The sequence below is a fragment of the Streptomyces flavidovirens DSM 40150 genome (assembly GCF_000429085.1).
GTDB classification, from domain to species: domain Bacteria; phylum Actinomycetota; class Actinomycetes; order Streptomycetales; family Streptomycetaceae; genus Streptomyces; species Streptomyces flavidovirens.
Window position 1 is genome coordinate 38926 of sequence record NZ_AUBE01000030.1, and the last position, 23421, is coordinate 62346.

The 23421-nt window shown below is 70.3% G+C and carries 19 protein-coding genes and 4 pseudogenes; 9 read left to right on the plus strand and 14 right to left on the minus strand.

Features of this window, described 5'->3' with window-relative positions:
• Positions 1-2 precede the first annotated feature (2 nt).
• The 3 genes from G412_RS0127790 to G412_RS0127800 all read left to right on the plus strand — a co-directional run bounded on the left by G412_RS0127790 (position 3) and on the right by G412_RS0127800 (position 1806).
• Entirely contained in the window at positions 3-614 is a 612-nt protein-coding gene (locus G412_RS0127790) for a TetR/AcrR family transcriptional regulator (protein WP_028814935.1), read from the plus strand.
• A gap of 41 nt (positions 615-655) precedes the next feature.
• Positions 656-1168, plus strand: coding sequence for a DinB family protein (locus tag G412_RS0127795; protein ID WP_028814936.1), 513 nt, complete (start codon positions 656-658; stop codon positions 1166-1168).
• A 134-nt stretch (positions 1169-1302) separates the two neighbouring features.
• Positions 1303-1806, plus strand: a complete 504-nt coding sequence (locus G412_RS0127800; protein WP_078607447.1) for a flagellar biosynthesis protein FlhF — start codon at positions 1303-1305, stop codon at positions 1804-1806.
• A gap of 60 nt (positions 1807-1866) precedes the next feature.
• Here the strand turns inward: G412_RS0127800 and G412_RS0127805 are convergent, their stop codons facing one another.
• The 7 genes from G412_RS0127805 to G412_RS0127835 form a co-directional block, all read right to left on the minus strand.
• Positions 1867-2340 carry a hypothetical protein gene (locus G412_RS0127805; RefSeq protein ID WP_028814938.1) on the minus strand — a complete coding sequence of 158 codons (474 nt, stop codon included), beginning with the start codon at positions 2338-2340 and terminating at the stop codon, positions 1867-1869.
• A gap of 276 nt (positions 2341-2616) precedes the next feature.
• Positions 2617-3300, minus strand: a complete 684-nt coding sequence (ung, locus tag G412_RS0127810) for a uracil-DNA glycosylase (protein WP_028814939.1) — start codon at positions 3298-3300, stop codon at positions 2617-2619.
• Between the two features lie 69 nt (positions 3301-3369).
• Positions 3370-4950, minus strand: a complete 1581-nt coding sequence (locus G412_RS0127815; RefSeq protein ID WP_028814940.1) for an ABC transporter substrate-binding protein — start codon at positions 4948-4950, stop codon at positions 3370-3372.
• Positions 4951-5068: 118 nt separating this feature from the next.
• A complete protein-coding gene (locus G412_RS0127820) occupies positions 5069-5836 on the minus strand; it encodes an SDR family oxidoreductase (protein WP_028814941.1) in 768 nt (255 codons plus the stop codon).
• 16 nt (positions 5837-5852) lie between these two features.
• Positions 5853-6614 carry a 3-oxoacyl-ACP reductase FabG gene (gene fabG, locus G412_RS0127825; protein WP_028814942.1) on the minus strand — a complete coding sequence of 254 codons (762 nt, stop codon included), beginning with the start codon at positions 6612-6614 and terminating at the stop codon, positions 5853-5855.
• A gap of 157 nt (positions 6615-6771) precedes the next feature.
• Positions 6772-7158, minus strand: coding sequence for a DUF3037 domain-containing protein (locus G412_RS0127830; protein WP_028814943.1), 387 nt, complete (start codon positions 7156-7158; stop codon positions 6772-6774).
• Positions 7159-7178: 20 nt separating this feature from the next.
• A complete protein-coding gene (locus tag G412_RS0127835) occupies positions 7179-8033 on the minus strand; it encodes a HipA family kinase (protein ID WP_028814944.1) in 855 nt (284 codons plus the stop codon).
• Between the two features lie 293 nt (positions 8034-8326).
• Between G412_RS0127835 and G412_RS0127840 the strand changes: the two genes are divergently transcribed.
• The 4 genes from G412_RS0127840 to G412_RS0127855 are packed head-to-tail and all read left to right on the plus strand — an operon-like array spanning position 8327 to position 13263.
• Positions 8327-9817 (plus strand): ABC transporter substrate-binding protein, encoded by a 1491-nt coding sequence (locus G412_RS0127840; protein ID WP_028814945.1) that lies wholly within the window; start codon positions 8327-8329, stop codon positions 9815-9817.
• A 13-nt stretch (positions 9818-9830) separates the two neighbouring features.
• A complete protein-coding gene (locus G412_RS36255) occupies positions 9831-11618 on the plus strand; it encodes an ABC transporter permease subunit (protein ID WP_078607449.1) in 1788 nt (595 codons plus the stop codon).
• Positions 11606-12583, plus strand: a complete 978-nt coding sequence (locus G412_RS0127850; RefSeq protein WP_028814946.1) for an ABC transporter ATP-binding protein — start codon at positions 11606-11608, stop codon at positions 12581-12583. The genes G412_RS36255 and G412_RS0127850 overlap by 13 nt, the downstream gene beginning before the upstream one ends.
• On the plus strand, positions 12580-13263 hold the full coding sequence (locus tag G412_RS0127855; RefSeq protein WP_028814947.1) for an ATP-binding cassette domain-containing protein: 684 nt from the start codon (positions 12580-12582) through the stop codon (positions 13261-13263). The genes G412_RS0127850 and G412_RS0127855 overlap by 4 nt, the downstream gene beginning before the upstream one ends.
• A 67-nt stretch (positions 13264-13330) precedes the next feature.
• Here the strand turns inward: G412_RS0127855 and G412_RS36260 are convergent.
• The 4 genes and pseudogenes from G412_RS36260 to G412_RS41830 form a co-directional block, all read right to left on the minus strand.
• A pseudogene (locus tag G412_RS36260) lies at positions 13331-15103 on the minus strand (ABC transporter permease subunit).
• Between the two features lie 6 nt (positions 15104-15109).
• Entirely contained in the window at positions 15110-16633 is a 1524-nt protein-coding gene (locus tag G412_RS0127865; protein ID WP_028814948.1) for an ABC transporter substrate-binding protein, read from the minus strand.
• 382 nt (positions 16634-17015) lie between these two features.
• The gene (locus tag G412_RS41825; RefSeq protein WP_425274520.1) at positions 17016-17165 is read right to left on the minus strand and encodes a hypothetical protein; all 150 of its coding nucleotides are present in this window, start codon (positions 17163-17165) and stop codon (positions 17016-17018) included.
• 15 nt (positions 17166-17180) lie between these two features.
• Positions 17181-17344: pseudogene (locus G412_RS41830) on the minus strand (non-reducing end alpha-L-arabinofuranosidase family hydrolase); the annotation flags it as partial.
• A 740-nt stretch (positions 17345-18084) separates the two neighbouring features.
• Between G412_RS41830 and G412_RS0127875 the strand changes: the two are divergent.
• The gene (locus tag G412_RS0127875) at positions 18085-18816 is read left to right on the plus strand and encodes a dienelactone hydrolase family protein (RefSeq protein WP_028814949.1); all 732 of its coding nucleotides are present in this window, start codon (positions 18085-18087) and stop codon (positions 18814-18816) included.
• A gap of 75 nt (positions 18817-18891) precedes the next feature.
• Positions 18892-19905 (plus strand): annotated as a pseudogene (locus G412_RS36270) (transposase).
• A gap of 44 nt (positions 19906-19949) precedes the next feature.
• Here the strand turns inward: G412_RS36270 and G412_RS0127885 are convergent.
• The 3 genes and pseudogenes from G412_RS0127885 to G412_RS36275 all read right to left on the minus strand — a co-directional run bounded on the left by G412_RS0127885 (position 19950) and on the right by G412_RS36275 (position 23308).
• On the minus strand, positions 19950-20672 hold the full coding sequence (locus G412_RS0127885; RefSeq protein ID WP_028814950.1) for a FadR/GntR family transcriptional regulator: 723 nt from the start codon (positions 20670-20672) through the stop codon (positions 19950-19952).
• Positions 20663-20905, minus strand: a complete 243-nt coding sequence (locus tag G412_RS0127890; RefSeq protein ID WP_028814951.1) for a hypothetical protein — start codon at positions 20903-20905, stop codon at positions 20663-20665. The genes G412_RS0127885 and G412_RS0127890 overlap by 10 nt, the downstream gene beginning before the upstream one ends.
• 14 nt (positions 20906-20919) lie before the next feature.
• Positions 20920-23308: pseudogene (locus G412_RS36275) on the minus strand (ATP-binding cassette domain-containing protein).
• Positions 23309-23421: the final 113 nt, after the last annotated feature.

The following is a 23421-nucleotide window of genomic DNA, read 5'->3' on the forward strand; positions in this document are numbered from 1 at the left end:
CCATGACCGCACGCGCCGCCACGGGCCGCTCCCGCCCCGAGCTGATCACCGACGCCGCCCTGGCCCTGCTCGTGGAGCGCGGCATGCGCGGGCTCACCCACCGGGCCGTCGACGAACGCGCCGGGCTGCCCCAGGGCTCCACGTCCAACTACGCCCGGACGCGGCAGGCGCTGCTGGAGGCAACGGTGCGGCGGCTGGCCGAGCGCGATGCCCAGGTGCTCGCCCTCGACGAGATGCCCGCGCCGTCCGCCGGCCTCGACGGCGTCATCGGCGCCCTCGCAGTGGTCCTCCACCGCTATGTGACGCACCACCGTGAGCTGCTCGTGGCCCGCTACGAACTGGGCCTGGAGGCGACGCGCCGGCCCGAGTTGCGCGAGTTCTACGACGCTACGGGCCGCCACCGCTTCCGCGAGCCGCTCAACGCGCTGATGGCCTCGGCGGGTTCGCGGGAACCGGAGCGGCACGCACTGTCGCTGGTGGCCTGGTGTGAGGGGCTGATGTTCTCCTGCGCGGCCGGTTCGTACCACTCCGCGGTGCCCAGCGAGGAGGAACTGCGCAAAGGATTCGGCGAGTTGCTGCGCGGCATGCTCGGCCAGCGGGACGTCGGCGCATAAGGGTTGGCGGTGACGGGAGGGGGTGGGTGACGATGACCGTCATGACGATTCCTGAGCGCATCGATCCCTCGACCACCGCCGGTGAGCGGGAAATGCTGGAGAGCTGGCTGGAGTTCCACCGTGAGACGCTGGCGCTCAAGTGCGCGGGTCTGGACGAGGAGCAGCTACGGGAGCCGGCCGTGCCACCGTCGGACCTGTCACTGCTCGGACTCGTACGGCACATGACGGAGGTCGAACGGGGCTGGTTCCACAGGGTGCTGAGCGACGAGCACGCCCCGCCGCTCTACTTCAGCGACGAGAACCCCGACGGGGACATCCACGTCACCGGCCAGGACACCTGGGAGGAGGCGCACGCCGCCTGGCGGGCCGCGATCGACCGGGCGCGCGAGCTTGCCGCGCCGCACTCGCTCGACTACATCGGCGAGGGCAAGCACCGCAGCGGAAAGCCGTACAACCTCCGCTGGATCTACGTCCACATGATCGAGGAGTACGCCCGCCACAACGGCCACGCCGACCTGCTGCGCGAGCGCATCGACGGCACAACGGGCGACTAGGCCTCACTCGTTCCCGGCGCTCGGCCTCTGGGCTGTACGCGCCGGGGCGCTGGGCTCGCGCCGGATCACTCGTGTGGGCCAATCATCCCCCGCCGACCCCCCAGAACCACTGCGCGCCCCCCAGAGTTGCGCGGGTGCACCGAACAAGAACCACAGTGAAGATCCTCATGGGGGTGGCGGTTTCGGCCGTCTCCGCCACCGTCACCGGATGCGTGGCCGTGGAGCCGCGACCGGACACCGACCCCGTACCGTCGGCGGACGCCGCACCGCTCTCCCCGGGCCAGGACGTGAAGCCGCAGGTCGTGCAGGCGCCTGCCCGCGAGGCCCTGGACGCCGCGCTCCGGCCGTCAAAGAGAGCCGCGCCCCGGACCGAGCCGCGAGAGACCCCAGCGGTACGCCGAACCGCACCGCCCGCACCGCCGCGCCGCCCGGCCGAGGTCCCGGCCCCCGTACGGCCACGAGCCCCCGCCGTCCCCGTACCGCCCGAGGCCGCCGTACCGGTGCCGCGTGTCCTCCCGTCCCTGCCGGCTCCCCCCGCGGGTGCGGGAGGGGACGTCTGCGCGCTCGGCGAGGGGTACGGCGGCTGGCAGCATGACAGCACCCAGGCCCGCATCTGCCGCCAGACGTACGGGCCTTGACGCGGAGGTTGACGCGCGGGCGCGGGCGCTGACGCTCACCCACCGGCCCGCAGCCGCCGGTCAGCCCCCGTCCGCCAGCCTCCGCTCAAGCCGGTCGATGGCCGCCCGCACCCCGTCCCCGTACCCGTCGTCCCCCAGCGCGTCCGACGCCGCCCGCGCCCGCCCCAGGTGGGTGCGGGCGGCTTCCGGACGATGCAGCTTCAGGTAGTCGGCCGCGAGGTTGAGGTGGAGCGAGGGATAGAACCCGCGCACCGCGACCGAGGAGTCGTGCCGGGCCACCCGCTCGTCCGTCAGCCCGTCGGCGGCGGCCAGCGCCCGCAGGTCCCAGGCCAGTTCGTCTCCGGCGTCGTCCTGCGTGTCCGCCATGTAGTGCGCGAGCGTGCAGCGGTGGAAAGGATCACCGTCCTCGCCGATCTCCGCCCACAGCTCACCGAGGCGGTTGCGCGCCTCCTCGCGGTCGCCTGCGTGGAGAAGCATGATCGCCTGCCCGATCCGCGTCATCGTGACGTCGTCGGACGTCTCCTGCTGCCCCATCGCCGTGGTCTCCTGTCCGCCCGCACACCCAAGCCAATACCGACAGTCCTGACGCTAGACCCCGCCACTGACAATCGGGCTCAGGCTCGGGCCGCGCCCCGGTAGCGCTGCGCCAGCCCGGTGACCGTACGGGCCACTCCGCGCGCAGCCCCGGCAGGCCCAGCACTCGCGCGCGCGGTGAGGCGGAGGAGGGCCGGGCTGAGCGGGACGGGCGGCTGCACCGCGCGGCGCGGCGAGCCGGCCGTCCCGTACACCTTCCGCTACGACCTGGGCTGATCAGCCCAGGTTCGGCACGGTCCAGTCGATGGGCTCGTGGCCCTGCGCCGCGACCGCCTCGTTGATCTGCGTGAACGGCCTGGACCCGAAGAACTTCTTCGCCGAGAGCGGCGAGGGGTGCGCGCCCTTCACCACCACGTGCCGCTCCTCGTCGATCAGCGGAAGCTTCTTCTGCGCGTAGTTGCCCCAGAGCACGAAGACCGCCGGGTCGGGCCGCGAGGCCACGGCGCGGATCACCGCGTCCGTGAACGTCTCCCACCCCTTGCCCTTGTGGGAGTTCGCCTCGCCGGCCCGCACCGTCAGTACGGCGTTGAGCAGCAGCACGCCCTGCTCGGCCCACGGCATCAGATATCCGTTGTCCGGGATCGGGGTGCCCAGCTCCGCGTTCATCTCCTTGTAGATGTTCCGCAGGGACGGGGGCACCTTGACGCCCGGCCGCACCGAGAAACACAGCCCGTGGCCCTGTCCTTCGCCGTGGTACGGGTCCTGGCCGAGGATCAGGACCTTCACCCGGTCGTACGGTGTGGCCTCCAGGGCGGCGAAGACCTCTTCGCGCGGCGGGTAGACCGGCCCGTTCGCCCGCTCCTTCTCGACGAATTCGGTGAGCTGCTGGAAATAGGGCTTCCGCAGCTCGTCCCCGAGGACGCCGCGCCAGGACTCGGGCAGCATGTCGGTGTCGGTCACGTCAACAACCTCCGGTAAACGATCAGTTCTTCATCAAAGAACCTACCTGCGGCCACTGACAACGGACTCCTACCAACTGGTCTTCTTGTGCAGCTGCCACACCTGCATGATCGTCTGCGGGTCCAGCGCCCGTTCGGCGCCCGCGATCTCGTCGGAGGCGGCGACGTACAGCTTGCCCTGCCACAGCGGCAGCAGACGGACGTCCTCGAGCAGGATCTCCTGGGCGCGCCCGAACTGGTCCCCGACCGCGGCGCGGTCGCTCTCCTGCCGCGTCTTCGGCAGCAGGCTGGCCGTGATCTCCGGGGTGTTGTACGGCGTACCGACGGCGTTGTTCTCGCCGACGAACGGGGCGACGAAGTTGTCCGGGTCCGGGAAGTCCGGGGACCAGCCACGGCCGAAGACTGGGTACTCGCCCTTCTGGTAACCCTTGTAGAACGCGTTCCAGGGGCGGTGCTTCAGCGTGATCTTGAACAGTCCGGACGCGTCCAGCTGCCGCTTGAGCTCGGCGAACTCCAGCGCGGTGGCCGATCCGTACCGGTCGGAGGTGTACCAGAAGGTCAGCGGGACCGGCTCGGTGATGCCCGCCTCGGCGAGAATGTTCCGCGCCTTCGGCACGCTCGGCTCACCGTAGGTGTCGAAGAAGCTGGTCGCGTGGCCGGCGACACCGCTCGGAATCATCGAGTACAGCGGCTCGGCGGTGCCCTTGTAGACCTTGTCGACGAGGGCTCCCCGGTCGACCACCTGAGCGATGGCCCGGCGGACGGCGGGCTTGCGCGCGTTGGGGTCCTTGGGGTTGAACACCAGGTAGCGGATCTCGGCTCCGGTCGCCTCGACGACCTGGAGTTCCTTCTCCTTCGGCTGGCCTTCGAGGTCGATGACCTGCTCGGCGGTCAGACCGCGGAACGTCGCGTCGATCTCCTTGTTCTTCAGCGCCTCCACCATGACGGCGGAGTCCTGGTAGTAGTGGATCGTGACGGCATCGTTCTTGAGATCGGCGAACCCTTCGTACTTCTGGTTCTTCACCAGCTCGGCCGTCTTGTCCGGCTCGTACGACGCGAGGGTGTACGGACCCGATCCGGTCAGCTTGTTGTCCGTGCGGAGCTTGTCCTTCGGGTAGTCCGCGGGGCTCACCATCGACATGGCGGGCGTCGCCAGCACGAACGGGAAGGTGGCGTCCGGCTTGTTGAGGCGGAAGGTGATCTTCCGGTCGCCGCTCGTCTCCACCTTGTCGAGACTGGAGAGAAGCCCGGCCGGACCCCCCTTCTGCCCAATCGTGACAATCCGGTCGATCGAGTGCTTCGCCGCCTTCGCGTCCAGCGCCGTCCCGTCGGAGAAGGTGAGGCGCTCGCGGAGCGTGCAGGTGTAGACCCGGTTCGAGCTGTCCGAGAAGGAGCACTTCTCGGCGGCGTCGGGCTCAGGCGTGGTGCTCCCCGTGGGGTAGCTCACCAGCGTCTGGAAGACATTTCTGTACAGCTCCCAGGAACCGTCCCACGCGCCGGCCGGGTCGAGGGTGCTGGGCGTGCTCGTCGTACCGACAGCGAGCTTCTGCTCGGTGTCGGACTGATCACTGGACAGCATCCCGCACCCGGTCAGCAGGGATATGGACGCAAGGGCTGCAGCGGACTGCAGACATCTGGTCCGGTTGAACACGTGCACGCTCCTCGATCAGCCATGGGTCGGCAGACCATACCGCAGCGCCCTGCCGGGTCAACCGGCAGTCTCGACAGGGCGCTTGGGCGTAATCCACAGTAAAAGCGGGTAAAGCGACTCAGCCGACGCCGGCGTTCAGGAAGATACCGCCGTCGACGACCAATGTCTGCCCCGTGATCCAGTCCGACTGGTCCGAGGTGAGGAAGGCGGCCGCTCCCCCGATGTCCTCGGGAACGCCGAGCCGTCCCAGCGGGTACGCCGCGGCGGCCTCCGCCTCGCGGCCCTCGTAGAGCGCCTGGGCGAACTTCGTCTTCACCACGGCGGGCGCGATCGCGTTGACCCGTACACCCGGCGCGAACTCGTGCGCCAGCTGGAGGGTCAGGTTGACCATCGCCGCCTTGCTCATGCCGTACGCGCCGATGAAGGGCGAGGCGGAGATGCCGGCGACCGAGGCGATATTGACGATCGCCCCGCCGTTCTCCTTCTGCCACGCCTTCCAGGTCTGCTGCGCGAACCCGAGCGCGGAGATCACGTTGGTCTCGTACGTCTTGCGGGCGACGCCCAGGTCCAGCTCGGCGATCGGCCCGAAGACCGGGTTCGTGCCGGCGTTGTTGATCAGGAAGTCGACGCGGCCGAACGCCTCCATGGTGCGTTCGACGGCGATCGCCTGGTGCGCCTCGTCGTGGGCCTTGCCGGCGACGCCGATCACCCGGTCCGCGCCGAGCGCCGCCACGGCCTCCTTGAGCGCGTCCTCGTTGCGCCCCGTGATGCACACCCGGTCGCCGCGGGCGACGAGCGCCTCGGCGACGCCGTAACCGATTCCGCGGCTCGCGCCGGTGATGAGCGCGACCTTCCCGCTGTCCCGTACCTCTGCCTCAGCAGCCATGTCTCTCAGTCCCTCGTCAGTTGAGCGGGCCGCCGGCGACGTACATGACCTGCCCGGAGACAAAACCGGCGTCCTCGCCCGTGAAGAAGGCGATGACGTTGGCGATGTCGTCCGGCGTGCCGACGCGCTGCACCGGGATCTGGGTGGCGGCGGCGGCCTGGAACTCCTCGAAGCCCATGCCGACGCGGGCGGCGGTCTGCGCGGTCATCTCGGTGACGATGAAGCCGGGCGCGACGGCGTTGGCGGTGATGCCGAACTTGCCGAGCTCCTTGGCGAGGGTCTTGGTGAAGCCCTGCAGACCGGCCTTGACGGCGGAGTAGTTCGCCTGGCCGCGGTTGCCGAGCGCCGAGCTGCTGGAGAGGCTGACGATACGGCCGAACTTGGCGTCCACCATGTGCTTCTGGCACGCCTTGGCCATCAGGAACGCGCCCTTGAGGTGCACGTTCATCACGGTGTCCCAGTCGGACTCGCTCATCTTGAAGAGCAGGTTGTCGCGCAGGACCCCCGCGTTGTTCACCAGGATCGTCGGCGCACCGAGCTCCGCGACGACACGCGCCACGGCGGCCTCGACCTGGGCGCTGTCGGAGACGTCGCAGCCGACGGCGAGGGCGGTGCCACCCGCCGCGGTGATCTTCTCGACGGTGTCCTTGCACGCGGCCTCGTCGAGGTCGAGTACGGCGACGGCGCGACCCTCTGCCGCCAGCCGGACCGCGGTGGCGGCGCCAATGCCGCGCGCCGCCCCGGTCACGATCGCGACACGCTGCTCGGTGGTGGACATGCTGTTCTCCTCGCCCTTGGATGCGGCCGCCGAGTCACCGGGAGTGAGTTCCCGATCGCTGAGCAACCGCTTAGTAGCTTCAGCAGACGTGACGCTAGAAGCCATGGCACGCGGTGTCAACGGCCCACGGAACGACCCGGTGCGTCAGTAGCGCGGATCACCGCACCAGCAGGTCGAGCAGACGCTCGACCTCGGCCTCCGGATCAGCCGTCAGGCCGGTGTGCACGGGCCCCGGCTGTACGACGGTGCTGCGCGGCGCGATCAGCCAGCGAAAGCGCCGCCCCGCGTCGTCGCCCGCCGCCTGGCCCGCCGCCTCCCCCCCGCCGCACACGCCCTCGACGGCGCGCAGGGCGGCCCGTACACCCGCCACGTCGGCACCGGGGTCCAGCGCCCTCAGCTTCGCCTCGTCCAGGTGGGTCCTGGCGGCGACGAAGGACTTGGCGCGGCAGTAGACGAGCACGCCCGCGTTGAACATTTCGCCGCGCTCCACGCGCGGCACGACGCGCACCAGCGCGTATTCGAAGACGTCCCGCTCAGTGCTCACTTGCCGCCGTCCTTCGGTGCTCACTTGCCGCCGCCCTTCGCGTCCTGCCCGGTCGTGCGCGGCCGCGGCGTCAGGCGGTCCGCCAGCCAGCCGGGTGCCTGCGACGGCTTGTCCTTCGTCGGCGCGCTCAGCGTGATCCGCTCGTGGATCGTCGCGGCGCGCGGCAGCAGCGCGTCGACGTACGCACGGCGCAGCGCGTCGGTGCTCTCGAAGCCCGGCTCGTCGACCAGCCACTCGGCGGGGACCTGGGCGGCGACCTCGGTCAGCAGCTCCTCGGTGACCAGCGGCGCGAGCTCGGCCGCCGCGGCCGCGATGTCCGGGCCGAAGGGCGCGAGGACGTGGTCCGAGGCGTTGTACGGCTTCGCTGACGCGGTCGGCGCGGTCGGCCAGTTGTGGTGCCAGATCATGGTGGCGCCGTGGTCGATGAGCCACAGGTCGCCGTGCCAGACGAGCATGTTGGGGTTGCGCCAGGAGCGGTCGACGTTGTTGATCAGCGCGTCGAACCACACCACCCGGCCCGCCTCGGCCGGGTCCACCTCGTACGCGAGCGGGTCGAAGCCGAGTGATCCGGGGAGGTAGTCCATGCCGAGGTTCAGTCCGCCGCTCGCCTTGAGCAGTTCCTGGACCTCCTGGTCGGGCTCGCCCAGACCGATGACCGGATCGAGCTGGATGGTGACCAGTTGGGGAACGCGCAGACCGAGTCTGCGGGCCAGTTCTCCGCAGATGACTTCGGCGACCAGGGTCTTGCGGCCCTGCCCGGCGCCGGTGAATTTCATGACGTACGTACCGAGATCGTCGGCCTCGACGATCCCGGGAAGCGAACCGCCCTCACGCAACGGCGTGACATACCGGGTCGCTGTCACTTCTGTAAGCACTGTCCCAGGCCATCCATTCATTCACCCTTGCCACCAAAGGGACACACCCCTTCCCCTTCACCCCTCCGACTTCACAGCCTGAAGCCCTGGGGAGGATCTGGGGAGTTTCGGTCAGCGCCCCGCCCCCCGACAAGCGCCGAGGGGTACCGCCAGCGTAGGCGCCACGATCGTTTCGCCCCACCGAGATTCGCATCGGCCCGGAGGGGCGCCTGGCGCCTTGTCGAAAACGATTATCATCATGCTATCGTCGTTGCACGCTCAACCATTGACCCCACCTTCACCCGGAGTGCCCTGTGCGCGTCCCCGCCCGCCTGCTCCCCCTCCCCGCGGCCTTCGCTGCCTCCGCCCTGCTCACCGGCTGTTTCTCCGGCACCGGGTCGACCACGGACGCCGGGGCGGAGGGCAAGCGGGTCCGGATCGCGATGATGCAGCCCCCGCGTTCGGGGCTCTCCCCGCTCTCCGACGACGCGTTCAAACTCTCGCGCTGGTCCATGGCCGAGACGCTGGTGAGGCTGGACGCGGACGGCGACGCCGAGCCCGCGCTCGCCACCAAGTGGAAGCAGTCGGGCCGCGACTGGACCTTCACCGTCCGCGACGGCGTCACCTTCCACGACGGCACGGAGCTCACTCCCGAGGCCGTCGTACGCTCTCTCACCCAGGCCGCGAATGCCGCCCCCAAGCCGCGCATCCTCGACGGCGTGGAGATGACCGCGAAGGCCGAGAGCGACACCGTGGTCGTCACCACCGCCGAGCCGGATCCCCTGGTCCCGCAGCGGCTCAGCTCCCCGCAGCTGTCGATACTCGCGGCGAAGGCCTACGAGGGGAAGACGGTGAACCCGGTCGGCGCCGGCACCGGCCCCTTCGAACTGACGAAGGTCAACGGCACCGCGTCCGCCGCCCTCGACCGCTATGACGCGTACTGGGGCAAAAAGGCCAAGGCCCCCGGCATCGACGTGAAGTTCGTCCCCGACGGAACCGCCCGCGCCGCAGCCCTGCGCAGCGGCGAGGCCGACATCGTGGAGGCCGTCCCCGTGTCGCAGGCGGCGCTGCTCGACGAGAAGCTGATCACCGAAGTCCCGATGCCACGCACCAACACCCTCTACCTCAACACCGAGAAGGGCGCCTTCAAGGACGCCTCGCTGCGGGCGGCGGTGCGGGAGGCGATCGACGCCGAGTCGATCGTCAAGGGCGTGTACGAGGGACGCGCCGACGTCGCCGGGGGGCTGCTGGGGCCCGCGCTGCCGTGGGTCGCAGGCCTGCGGCCGACGGTCGAGCACGCCAAGGCCGGTGACCCGGACGGAAAGGCCATCACCATCGGCACCTTCACCGACCGCGCCGAGCTCCCCGAGGTCGCGGCGGCGCTGCAACAACAGCTCCAGAAGGCCGGATTCAAGGTCAAGCTGGACATCCGCGAGTACGCCAACATCGAGTCGGCGGCGCTTGCCGGCGAGTTCGACGCGTTCATCCTCTCCCGCGCCACCGTCCTGGACTCCGGCGACCCGGCCGCCTATCTCTACAGCGACTTCGCCTCCGACGGCTCCTTCAACATCTCCCAGCTCGCCGACCCCTCCGTGGACCAGGCGCTGAAGAAGGCGGGCGAGACCGCGAGCGGCGAGACGCGGCGCAAGGCGGTCGTCGCCGCCGAGGCCGCCGTACTGGCCACGGACGCGGCCGTGCCGATGCTGCACGAGCGGGTGATCCAGGGCGACGCCGCCGGGGTCGTCGGCGCGGCGCACGACCCGCGCGAGCGGGAGCTGGTCACCGCCGAGACGTACGTCAAGTGAGGGTCGGCACCCCATGAGAGTGCCCGTCGCCGGGGTGACGCGGGCCGTCTGTCTCTGCGCCGTCGTCGGCGCGGTGGGTCTGCTGCCGTGGCTGTCCGGCCGGGACCCCGCGCTGACCGTCCTGCGCGCCCGTTCCGCCGAGCAGGAGCCCACACGGCAGGCCCTGGACGCCATCCGCGGCGCCCTCGGGCTGGACGCCGGTCCGCTCGCGCTGCTGGGGAGTTGGCTGCGGGGCCTGTTGCGCGGCGACCTCGGAACCTCCTGGGTGTCGGGCCACGAGGTCCTGCCGTCCGTGGGCGCCGGGCTCCAGGTGTCGCTCGCGCTGATGGGCGCGGCGCTCGGCGTGACCGTGCTGCTGGCCGCCGTGCTCCTGGCGCCCGTACTGGCGTGCGGGCGCGGGGCAGCCGGTGCGGGCGCCGCGATGCTCGCCGCTGTACCGGAGTTCCTGCTGGCCACCGTCGCACTGCTGGTGTGCGGCGTGTGGCTGGGGTTGCTGCCGACGTCCGGCTGGGAGGGGCCGCGGAACATGGTGCTGCCGGCCCTCGCCCTCGGTATTCCGGCCGGCGGGCTGCTCGGCCGGCTGGTCGCGGACGCGCTGCCCGCCGCTCTCGACGAACGGTGGGCGGAGCTGTGGCGCGGCGCTGGGGTGGGCCGGGCGCGCATCGCGGCGGCCGGGCTCAAACGCGTACTGCCGCCGCTGGTGCCGCAGTTCGGGATGGTCGTCGTCGGGCTGACCGGCGGCGCGGTGGCGGTGGAGACGGTGTTCGCGGTGCCCGGCATCGGGCGTACGGCGCTGGGTGCGGCCAAGTCGCAGGATCTGCCGATGCTCCAAGGGGCGGTTCTCGCCCTGCTGCTGCTCGGCCTGGTCACCGGCGCGCTCGCCGCGCTCGTACGGCGCCGGCCGCTGGGGCCGGCGCTGCGGGACGCCGGGCTGTCGCTGCCGCCGCCCCGTCCGGTCCGGGTCCATCCGGCGGTGCCGCTGTCTCTGGCGGCCGTGCTGCTCACGGCCGTCGGCTGGGGGCTGCTGCGCGACCCGTACGCGGTGAACACGGTGGCGCGGCTGGCCGCGCCCTCCTGGGAGCATCCGCTCGGCACCGACGGACTCGGCCGGGACATGCTCGCGCGGCTCGGGTACGGTGCGGCGGCGACGGTCGGCACGGCGGCCGCGGTGTGCCTGCTCAGCCTGCTGGTGGGTCTGGCACTCGGTTTCCTGCCCGGCGTCGCGGCCGGTGCCGCGGACATCGCCAACGCCCTGCCCCCGGTCATCGTCGGCATCCTGGTCGCCGCGGTCTCCGGTCCCGGTGTCGGCGGTGCGGCGCTGACGGTCGCCCTGATCTCCTGGCCCCCGCTTGCCGCGCACGCGGCGGCGCTGGTGCAGGAGGTGCGGGCGTCGGCACACCTCACCGCCCAGCGGGGCATCGGCGCAACGCCCTTGTGGATACTGACCCGGCATGTGCTGCCGTCGGTGGCCGCGCCCGTGGGCCGGCACGCGCTGCTGCGGCTGCCCGGCATCGCCCTCGCCATGGCTTCCCTGGGCTTCCTCGGCCTGGGCGCCCAGCCGCCCGCCCCCGAATGGGGCCTGCTGCTTGACGAGTCCCGCGCCTACGTCGAACGCGCCCCCTGGGCCGCCCTCTCCCCGGCCCTCGCGCTGACCCTGCTGGCGGCGCTCGCGGTATCGGCGGGGGCCGTGCGGGGGGCGGGGAACGCGACGCGGGGCAAAGCCCACGCGCACGGCAAGGAAGGAAGCTCCCATGGAGAAGACCCCCCACGAGAAGGGAGCCCCCGCAGGTGTCTGACGTAGTGCTCTCGGTTCGGGATCTGCGGATCGCCTTCGACGGGGTGGCGGCCGTGCGCGGCCTCTCCTTCGACGTGTACGAGCGCGAAGTGCTCGCCGTGGTCGGCGAGTCGGGCGCGGGCAAGTCGCTGACGGCACGCGCGCTGCTGGGGATGGTGCCGCGCGGTGCGACGACGAGCGGGCAGATCCGGCTGCGCGGCTCGGACGACCTGGCCGCGCTCCGGGGCCGCCGCATCGCCCTGGTCCCGCAGGACGCGCTGTCCGCCCTCTCCCCCGTACACGCCGTCGGTGACCAGCTCGCCGCTGCCGTACGTTCGGTGCAGCGGGTGTCGCGCCGGCAGGCACGCGCGCTGGCTGTCGCCGCGCTGGACCGGGTCGGCATCCCGGATGCCGGTCGCAGGGCGCGGGCCTATCCGCACGAGTTCTCCGGCGGCATGCGGCAGCGTGCGGTGATCGCGATGGCGATGGTCAACGAGCCCGATGTGGTGGTCGCCGACGAGCCGACCACCGCGCTGGACACGGAACGCCAGGAGCAGGTGCTGCGGGTGCTCGCCGAGCAGCGTGAGGCGGTCGGAGCGGCGCTCGTGCTGGTCACGCACGACATGGACGCAGTACGCGCTCACGCCGACCGGGCGCTCGTGCTCTACGCCGGGCGGCTGAGCGAACTCGGCCCGGCGCCGGACGTACTGGAGCGCCCGCGTGCCCCGTACACCGCGAGCCTGCTGGCCTCGCTCCCGCGGTATGCGCGGGGTCGCCGGCTGCTCGCGCTGCCCGGCAGTCCGCCCGCGCCGGGGGCACTGCCGGCGGGCTGTGCGTTCGCCGCGCGCTGCCCGCTGGCGGCCGGCCGCTGTCACACGGAGGAGCCGGAGCCGGCGGACGTGGACGGGCGGCTGGTCGCGTGCCACCGCACGGACGACGTCCCGCATCCGGCGACTGATCTGTTCGATTTCCAGGAGAAACAGCCCGCATGAGCCCGAGCCCGCTACTCGACGTGCGTGAACTCGTCGTGCGTTACGGCGACTTCACCGCAGTGGACCGCGTCTCGTTCACCCTGGACGCGGGCGAGACCCTCGCCCTGAACGGCCCCTCCGGCTGCGGCAAGTCCTCCATCGCGCTGGCCATTCCGCAGCTCCGCCGTCCGCACAGCGGGGAAGTTCTCTTCGAGGGAAGGGATTTGACCGAGCTGTCCGAGCGGGAGCTGCGGCCCCTGCGCCCGCGTATGCAGCTCGTCTTCCAGGATCCCTACGGCTCCCTCAGCCCTCGTCACCGCATCCGGGACGCGGTGGCGGAGCCGCTGAAGGTGCAGGGCCGCTGGAACTCCGCCGACGGTCCCCTCCGGGTGGCCGCGCTGCTCGAACGGGTGGGCCTCGACCCGTCGTACGGGGACCGGCTGCCGCACGAGCTGTCCGGCGGCCAGTGCCAGCGGGCCGGAATCGCTCGCGCGCTGGCCTCGGAACCGCGGCTGCTGATCCTCGACGAACCGGTTTCCGCGCTGGATCCGTCGGTGCGGGCGGGCGTGCTGAACCTGCTCGCCGACCTCCAGGACGACCTGGGGCTCGGCTATCTCTTCATCTGCCACGACCCGGCGGTCGTACGGCACTTCGCGCACCGGGTGCTCGAGATGCGGGACGGCCGCCTCAGCGCCCCTTGAGACACCCTCAATCAGCTCTGTTTACATTCGCCCGGAAGCGAAGAGGCTCTGGCAGACCACATTGACCTCATCGGATGCCCAATGGCCGGGGCCTGCCCACTTCCGAGGCCTTACCGGACACGGCGAGAACGGAGAGCAGGACGAGTGCGCAGGCCGGGCCGAGCACGGTCCAGGGCGCCAGCTCCATGTACGGCTGATTCTCCGACAGCAGGCGGCCCCACTCCGCGGTGGGCGGCTGCTCACCCAGACCGAGGAAGCCGAGGGAGGCCAGCACGAGGACCGTGGTGGGCAGGCGCAGGAGGGCGTTGTGCAGTACGGCGGGCAGTACGGCGGGCAGCAGGTGGCGGCGGAGCAGATGCGCCGGTCCGGCGCCGAGTGAGATGGACGCGAGCATGTGGCCGCCGGCCCGTTCCTGTTCGAGCAGGGCGGCGGCCTGGGCGGCGTAGGGGGTCCAGCCGACCAGGCACACCGCGCACGCGGCGCCCCAGGCCGACGGGCCGGTCACCGCGGTCGTCAGCAGTCCGGCGAGGACGGCCGGCAGCGTCGCCACCACTTCGGTAAGCCCCGCGCCCACCTGTGCCGCCATGCCGAGCAACAGCCCGGTGACAGCGCAGACCGCCGTCACCGCGAGGGCCACGCCCGCCGTGCGCAGCGCCCCGTGGCCCAACCGGGCCAGCAGATCACGGCCGAGTGAATCCGTACCCAACGGGTGTGCCGCCGAGGGCGGGAGCAACCGGCCCGCCGTTTCCACGTGCAGGGGGTCACGCAACAGACCGGCAATGACCAGGGTGAGCAGGGAGACCGCACAGAATCCGGCGACCCAGCGGGTGGAGCGCCCTCGCGGGAGGGCCGGCGCGTGCAGGGCGGGCAGGGCCCCGTCCCTCAGGGCAGGGCCGAGCAGAGCGCGACGCAGGGCCCGGAGGAGAAGACCGGCGGCGATGCCCAGCAGAACGAGGACCAGTGTCGCGGTCTGCAGCGGTGGCAGATCCTGGGCCACCGCCGCATCCAGAGCGAGTCGGCCGAGCCCTGGAATGTTGAAGATCTTCTCCACCGCGACGGCGCCGCCGACCAGGGCAACGACGGTCGGCAGTAGTTGCGGGAGCACTCCGGCCAGCGTGCGACGCAACGCGTGCCGGGCGATGTGGCCGGGGGCGAACCCGTAGGCATGCCAGGTGCGCGCCCACAGCTCGTGGAAGGCGGCGGGCAGCGACTGGTCGAGCAGACCGCCGATCATCGCCCCGGACGGCACACCGAGGGCGAGCGCAGGCAGCACCATCGACCACGGTCCCTCCCACCCGCTGGACGGGAACCAGCCCAGCCATACCCCGCATACGGTGGCGAGCAGTGAGGCGAGCAGGAACTTGGGCAACGCGGCGAGGACGGCGGCCCCGGTGGCCGCCCTTCCCCGGCGCAGGCGTCTGCGGGATCCGAGATACAGGGTGCGGGCACTGACCAGCGCGGCGACCACGATCGTGACCACGAGCGCGCCGAGCATCAGCGTGAAGGAGACAGCGAAGGCGGCCGTCACCTGGGGCAGGACCGCTTCGCCCGACACCCAGGAGGTGCCCGCGTCGCCTCGCGGCAGCCCGCCCAGCCACTGCGCGAGGTGCGTGAACGGCCCCTCGTCCAGGTGCAGTTACTCACGCACAGCGGCCAGTTGACCGGGGGTCGGATTTTGGTCGGCGGAGCGGGCCCGCAGGACCGTAAGCGCGGGGTCGTTCCCGGACAGCCAGGGCAGCAGGGCCACGGCCGTCAGCAGCGCTACCCCGGCGGCGAGGCGGCCGAGGCCCGCGCGCCACTGGGCCGGGCCGGCAGAGGCACCGGCCGACGTGACACTCATCAGCTGCTACTTCAGGCGGGTGTCGACGTCGACGAGGGAGCGCTCGCGAGGGTCGAGGAGCACGCCTTCGACCTCGGTGGAGATTCCCTGGACGACCTTCTCGTGGACCAGCGGTACGACGGCATCGGTGCGCAGGATCTCTGCCTCGGCCGACATGATCTTCTGCTGTCGCTTCGCCGTGTCGCCTTCCCCGGCGGCGGACTTGATGGCCCGGTCCACCTTGGAGTCCTTGAGACCGGCGATGTTGTACACGCCGGCGCTCGTGTAGTCGCTCGCCAGGTATGCGACCGCGTCGCCGGTGTCGAGGAGCGTCACTCTGGAGAAGACGAGGGCGTCGTACCTGCCGGCGAGGAGGTCGGCCTCCATCTGCGTGTACTCGCGTACGTCCTGCTTCACGGTGAACCCGGCCTCCTCAAGCTGTTGCTGCAGGACGGTGGCGGCTTCGGGCAGTTCGGCGCGGTTGGTGTAGGTGGCCAGGCGCAGGGCCTTCCCCCCGGTCTTCGACTTGACCTGTACGGCCGTCGCGGCCTTGGCGCGGGCGGTCACCTCGACGCGCTTGCCGGCGGCCCAGGAGACGGCGGGCCCGAACAGGCCGTGCGCGGGGTCGGCGTATCCGCCGAAGACCGAGTCGACGAGGGCGGAACCGTCCACAGCCTCGCGAGCGGCGGCCCGCAGCGCCTCGTCCCTGAAGATGCCCATTCCGGTGTTGAGAACCAGGCTGTCGGTCCGTACGGAGGGCACTTCGTGGCGCGTGTCCTTGGACAGGAGCTTCGCCTGGGCGGTGGGGATCCACTCGGCGATGTCGGCATCGCCGCCGCGCAGGGCGTTGGCGCGGGCGGTGCCGTCGGCTATCCAGGTGACGTCGATCCCGGAAGCCCGGGCCATGCCACCCCAGTAGGCGTCGTAGCGGTCGAGTGTGGCCTTGGTCTTTCCGGTGAGCTTCGTGATCTCGAAGGGACCGGTGCCGGTGCCGACGGGGCTGACGGTGCCGTCCTTGCCGTACGCCTTCGGGGAGAGGATTCCCAGCGCCGGGCTGGCGAGCCGAAGCGGCAGCACCGGGTCGGCCGTCGCGGTCGTGATGGTGACGGTGCCGGCGTCCTCCGCCTTCGCGGTCAGGGTCACGTCGCTGAGGACGCGGGGCTTGGGCTTTGCCGCGCCCGCGCGGTCGAGCGCGTTGATCACGTTCTCGGCGGTGACCCGGGTGCCGTCGTGGAAGGTGGCCTCGCGCAGTTCGAAGGTCCAGGTGGTGGCGTTCTTGTGCGTCCAGGACTTGGCCAACGCGGGCGCGGCGGCTCCGTCCTCGTCCAGCACCGTCAGGCCCTCGGCGATGGAGAGCTTGCTCAGCACGGTGGCGTCGTTGCTGTACGGGGAGAGCGCCTGCACCGGTGGGACCGCGAGAGCAACCCTCAGCCGCCCGTCCGACGCGCCTTCGGCACCCGCGCCCGAGCCGCCCGCCCCGGACACGAAGCAGCCGGCCAGCAGCGGGGTGAGAGCAAGCACCGCGAAGAGGCCACGGGAGGTCCTGTGCATGGGGTTCCTGTCGTACGGGAGGGACGGCCAGGTCCCTTGCGGCACCAACTGGGGCGAAGGGACGACGACAGCTTATAAGGCAAGCCTTTCTTTACTTCGCCGGGATAGGTGAAATCTCAACCAATGAGATCCAATTCACGATGAGCAGCTGGACATCAAGGGCTGACGCCGACGCAGTGACCTTGCCCTCGCGGATGGGGTGCTTGGTGGAGCCGGACGGCTCCGGCTGTGTCGGTCCGGCCGTATCCGACGCGCGGGTTAAGGGCGGTGACCAGGCCGATGGATTCCCGACGCTCACGCGCAGCGCCTCGGTGTTGCGGCCCCGGAGAACAGCAGGCGCAGGTCGTTGGAGCTCTGGGGTGCGCGCTGATGGTTTGGGCGGTCAGCAGGAAGAGTTGGTCTGAGTGAGCAGGCCCATCCGCCAGGGCAGGCGGACGTAGTCGCCCCCGGCTCTGGGGTCCATGCCCTGGTAGACGTACTGCAGTCGGCACGGATTGATGGTCAGGGTCTGGTCGTTGCCTGCGCGGACCATCTCGCCGTGGCTGATGTCCTCGGTCCAGGCGCCGCCGGGGAAGGTGACGTTGTTACGGCTGGCGAAGGGTTCGTTCTCCGTGGCGGCCAGGGGGTCCAGGTGCCGGTGAGGCTGGTGGAGGTGAAGGAGCGGAAGTAGCGCCGGCCCGAGGTGTTGCTGATGGCCTCCTGGACCAGCAGGTACTGGTTGCTGCCGGCGACCTTCTACACGTTGGTCGCTTCGAACAGGTTGTTCTTGGTGTCCGACATCGGATGTCGGCACCGGGTCGTAGGTGAGGCCCGCAGGTCACGACCGCGTGCAGGCCCCGGTGTACGCCGGGCCGGTACAGCCAGTCGCGGTCCAGCTCGCTCTGCATCAAGTGCCGTACGCCGACCAGGGGTTCACCGCCGAGCGCTGCCCGCAGGGCGGCCAGCGTATCGGACAGGCGGTTCGAGGTGAGGTCGGCCCAGCCGACGACGCGTGCCACCAGGTGGTCGGTCCTCGGGGCCAGGGCCAGCAATTCCGGCGGTCTCGTCCGTCTCGGGCAGGACCTGGACCAGGTCGTGCGGCGATGCCCGCCGCCAAGGTCTCCCCCCGCCAAGCCACCCAGGGTGAAGTCCCGCCGTACGGGAGCCATCTCGAGCGCGTCGAGCCAGCGGTGTGGGCGGCGGTGGGGGCCGGAGTCCGCCGCCGGGTGGGAGGCGGACACCGGCCGCCAGAGGTGATGGTGTGCGCCACCTAGTGCCCGCATCAGGCAAGGTTCGCCCTGCTGGCATGCCCACCCGGACCCGGGGGAAGTCCTTCCTGATACGTTCCTGCCGCCGTGCACTGCTGCGAACCAAGGAGGTGAGACCCATCAACACTCTGACAGGTCGGGCCTCCCTCCCCTGCATGGCCTAGGGAGTGCCCGCAGAGGCATCCCGAAAGGCTTGAAAACGCTATGCGCTTCATATCTGAGACGGCGTCCGACGGCGTCCGCGAACAGCTCTTTACCCTCAGTGAGATTCCCGGCGTGCTGTGGACGCCGGAAGGTACCGTCGACGCTCGTCCACTCATCTTGATGGGACACGGCGGCGGTCAGCACAAGAAGGCCCCCGGCATCCTGGCCCGTGCACGCCGCTTCGTGACAGAGCTCGGTTACGCGGTCGTGGCGGTCGACGTGCCCGCCCATGGCGACCGGCCGAAGGTCGAGGAATACGACCGGATCGCGACCGAGAACCAGGCTCGCATCGAGGCCGGTGACGAGCTGGCTCCGCTGATCGCCGGTTTTCAGGCGCTCGTGGCCCGCCAGACCGTGCCGGAATGGCAGGCGACCCTGGACGCGGTCCAGCAGCTCGACTACGTCGGCGATGGTCCGGTGGGCTACTGGGGAGTCTCGTTGGGGTGCGGACTCGGCGTTCCGTTCGTCGCTGCCGAACCCCAAATCCGCGCGGCGGTACTGGGCTTGGGCGGGGCACTGGCCTCGGCCGAGGCTGCCGCGGCGATCACCGTCCCGGTGGAGTTCTTGGTGCAGTGGGACGACGAGCGGGTGCCGCGAGTGCAGAGCATGGCGCTGTTCGACGCCTTGGCCTCGACCGAGAAGACGCTGCATGCCAACCCTGGCAAGCACGGGGAGATCCCGGCATTCGAGCTGGACAGCACGCTGAGGTTCTTCTCCCGGCACCTCGGCTAATACCCGCCGCCCGTGGTCCGTGGCGCGCCGATCAAGTTCCGTTTCTGTTCGGCGCGTTCACGGAAACTGGTCGGCGTGGCCGACAGAGTCCAGGTTCGACAGATCGACGATTACGAAGGGCAGCGCCTGCTGCGGATCATCCGCAGGGGCACCAGGTCAGTGGTGACCTGGCGGCGAGCCCAGATGGTGCTGCTGTCCGCGCAAGGCATGCCGGCGGCGAAGATCGCCGAGGTGACGTTCACCAGCGATGACCGGGTCCGGGACGTGATCCACAACTTCAACGCCGACGGCTTCGACTCCCTGTATCCGGAGTGCAAAGGCGGTCAGCCCAAGACCTTCACCTTGCCCGAGCGGCGCGAGATCCTGCGCATCCTGCTCCGCGAGGAAGGTGTCTCCTTTCAACGCCTGAAGACTTGGAAGACCTCCCGCGACCCCGAGTACGCGGCCAAGAAGGCCCGCGTTGAGCACCTCTACGCCATCGCCGACGGCGAGGTCATACCCGAGGACGGCGATCCTGAAGTCGTCCTCTGCATGGACGAGTTCGGCCCGCTGAATCCGACGCCCCACCCGGGCCGGCAGTGGGCCGAACGCGGCGGCAAGCACAAGGACTCCGACCCCGAACCACGCCGCAGACGGCGGGCGACCTACAACCGCTATGGCGGAGTACGCCACTTGTTCGCCGCCCTGGACCTCGTCAAGGGCAAGCTCTACAGCCACATCAAGCCGATCAAGAAGCGCACCCAGTTCCTGGAGTTCTGCCGCTACCTGCGCAGCCTCTACCCACCCGACATCCGTCTCGCAATTGTCTGTGACAACGTCTCCCCGCACCTGACGACGAAGCGGTGCCAGCGGGTCGGCGACTGGGCGACGGCCAACAACGTCGAGATCGCCTACACCCCGACCAACAGCTCCTGACTCAACCGGATCGAGGCCCAGTTCACCGCCCTGCGCTACTTCACCCTCGACGGCACCGACCACGCCGACCACAAGGAACAGGGCAGCATGATCCGCCGCTACATCATCTGGCGAAACCGCCACGCCGATGACCAGCGCCTACGCGCCGTCGTCGGCAGGGCAAACGTTGCCTGATGCGGGACTAGTTTCAGGGCACCATGGTGGGCAGCGCCCGCCCGTCACTTCCCCGCTGTCGTCCCGAGGGGGAGGGGTTCGCCGGAGCGCAGGTGTTCCCTCAGCCACTGCTCGGTGTTGCTCACGTGCAGCAGTGCGGCGGCCTGGCTGAGGGCGGCGTCACGGGTGGACAGCGCGTTGAAGATCACCTCGTGCTCGGCGAGAGTGCGGCCCGCGGCCTTGTCGTCGACCAGGCCGCGCCAGATGCGGGCGCGGAGAGTGCGGCCGGAGATGCCTTCGAGGAGGGTGAGGAGGGTCTCGTTGCCCGTGGCCGAGATGACGGCGTGGTGGAAGGCGGCGTCGTGGGCGTTGAGCTGTTGGACGTCGTCGCGGGACTCGCGCATGGCGTCCAGGTGCCGCTTCACTCCGGCCAGTTGGGCGTCGGAGATCCGGACGGCGGCAAGGGCCGTGGCGATCGGTTCGAGGAGCCGCCGTACCTCCATGAGGTCCTGCAGGGCGACCGAGTCGCCCTGCAGGAGTTCCACCGCGCCGCCGAGCCCCTCCAGCAGCAGGCTCGGCTGGAGGCTGGTCACGTACGTGCCGTCGCCCCGCCGGACCTCCAGGACCCGCGCGACGGCCAGCGCCTTGACCGCTTCGCGGGCGAGGTTGCGGGACAGTCCCAGCTGGGCGGCCAGGTCCGGCTCCGGTGGGAGCTTGGAGCCCGGCGGCAGGGCACCGGTCCGGATCAGCTCACGGATCTGCTCGATGGCCTTGTCCGTCAGAGACACCGCTCGTCCCTCCCCCCACCGTGCCCCGTGAGCACGTCCGACCTGATCAGCCCCTGAGTGCGGAGATCGTCCCAGAGGCCGTCCGGGACTTGCTGATCATGCAGTTCCACGTTTCGTCCGACCTGTTCCGCAGCCCGCGTGCCGAGGGTGACGTTGATGATACGGGGATGCGTGTGCGGGAAGGCGATCGCGGCGGCGGGCAGAGTCGTCTTGTGCGCCGCGCAGGGGCGCATGCGACCCCCTTCCCTCAGGCTCCGATGTAGTCCGCCAGGTGTGCGCCCGTGAGGGTGGAGCGGGCGGCGACGAGGTCGGCGGGGGTGCCTTCGAAGACGACCTGGCCGCCGTCGTGGCCGGCGCCGGGGCCTAGGTCGATGATCCAGTCGGCGTGGGCCATGACCGCTTGGTGGTGCTCGATGACGATGACCGACTTGCCGGAGTCGACGAGCCGGTCGAGCAGGCTGAGGAGCTGTTCGACGTCGGCGAGGTGCAGGCCGGTGGTCGGCTCGTCGAGGACGTAGACGCCGCCCTTCTCTCCCATGTGGGTTGCCAGTTTCAGCCGCTGTCGCTCGCCGCCGGAGAGGGTGGTGAGCGGCTGGCCGAGGCTGAGGTAGCCGAGGCCGACGTCCGTGAGGCGTTCCAGGATTTTGTGTGCGGCCGGGATGCGGGACTCGCCGGAGTTGAAGAACTCCGCGGCCTCGGTGACCGGCATCGCGAGGACCTCGCTGATGTCGCGGCCGCCGAGGTGGTAGTCGAGTACCGACGCCTGGAATCGCTTGCCTTCGCAGTCCTCGCAGGGGCTGGAGACGCCGGCCATCACGGCGAGGTCGGTGAAGATGACGCCGGCGCCGTTGCAAGTGGGGCAGGCGCCCTTGGAGTTGGCGCTGAACAGGCTTCACGCCGTTGACCTTGGCGAAGGCCTTGCGGATCGGGTCGAGGAGCCCTGTGTACGTGGCCGGGTTGCTGCGCCGGGAGCCGCGGATGGGGCTCTGGTCGATTGAGGTGACGTCCTCGCCGGCCGGGATGGAGGCGTGGACGAGGGAGCTCTTTCCGGAGCCGGCGACGCCGGTGATGACGGTGAGCACTCCGAGCGGGATGTCTACGTCGACGTTGCGGAGGTTGTGCGAGGTGGCGCCGCGGATCTCCAGCGCGCCGGTGGGCTTGCGCACGCTGTCCTTGAGGGCCGCCCGGTCGTCGAAGTGGCGGCCGGTGACCGTACCGGAGGCGCGCAGTCCTTCGAGGGTTCCCTCGAAGCAGATGGTGCCACCCGCCGTGCCGGCCCCGGGGCCGAGGTCGACGACGTGGTCGGCGATGGCGATGGCCTCCGGCTTGTGCTCGACGACCAGCACGGTGTTGCCCTTGTCGCGCAGGCGCAGCAGCAGGCTGTTCATGCGCTGGATGTCGTGGGGGTGCAAGCCGGTGGTGGGCTCGTCGAAGACGTACGTGATGTCGGTGAGTGCGGAGCCGAGGTGGCGGATCATCTTGACCCGCTGGGCCTCGCCGCCGGACAGCGTGCCCGAGGGCCTCTCCAGCGAGAGGTAGCCGAGTCCGATCTCCACGAACGAGTCCAGGGTCTGCTGCAGCACGGTGAGCAGCGGCTTCACCGAGGGCTCGTCCAGGTCGCGCACCCACCGTGCGAGGTCGCGGATCTCCATGGCGCAGGCGTCGGCGATGCTGATCTGCTTGATCTTCGAGGTGCGGGCTCCTTCGCTGAGCCGGGTTCCGTCGCAATCGGGGCAGGTGGTGAAGGTGACCGCCCGGTCCACGAAGTCCCGGATGTGCGGCTGCATCGACGCCCGGTCCTTGGACAGGATCGACTTCTGGATCTTGGGGATCAGCCCTTCGTAGGTGAGGGTGGCGTCGCCGGCCTTGACCTTTGTCGCCTCCCGGTAGAGGAAGTCCTGCATCTCCGTCTCGGTGTACTTGGCGATCGGCTTGTTGGGGTCGAGGAAGCCGGACTCGGCGTACGTGCGCAGGATCCACCAGTTGTCGGACTTCCAGCCGGGAATGGTGAACGCGCCCTCGGCGATCGACTTGGAGTCGTCGTAGAGCTGGGTGAGATCGATGTCGGAGACGGAGCCACGGCCCTCGCACCGGGGGCACATTCCGCCGGCGCGGCTGAAGTCGGCCTTGACTGCCTTCTTGTCGCTGCCCTCGACGGTGATCGAGGCGCTCCCCGTGAGCGAGGCGGTGTTGAACGAGTACGCGCTCGGCGGCCCGATGTGCGGGGTGCCGAGGCGGCTGAAGAGGATGCGGAGCATGGCGTTGGCGTCGGTGGCGGTGCCGACCGTGGAGCGGGGGTCGGAGCCCATCCGCTGCTGGTCGACGATGATCGCTGTCGTCAGCCCGTCGAGGACGTCGACGTCGGGTCGCGCCTGGGTGGGCATGAAGCCCTGCACGAACGTGCTGTAGGTCTCGTTGATCAGCCGCTGGGACTCCGCGGCGATCGTGCCGAAGACCAGCGAGCTCTTGCCCGAGCCGGAGACGCCGGTGAAGACCGTCAGCCGGCGCTTCGGGATCTCGATGCTGACGTCCTTGAGGTTGTTCTCGCGCGCGCCGTGCACGCGGATCAGGTCGTGGCTGTCGGCAGCGTGCGGCGCAGAGGCCTGCGACTTGGGGGTGTGCGTGTGCTGAGCCATATGCGTGTGCTGAGCCATACTCGTCGTTCTCCAAGACTGTTGTGCGGCCGAATCGGCTGTGCGGACCCGTGGCCGTCAGTGGTTTCGCGGAGCCGCTGTCGCCCGGTAGCCCG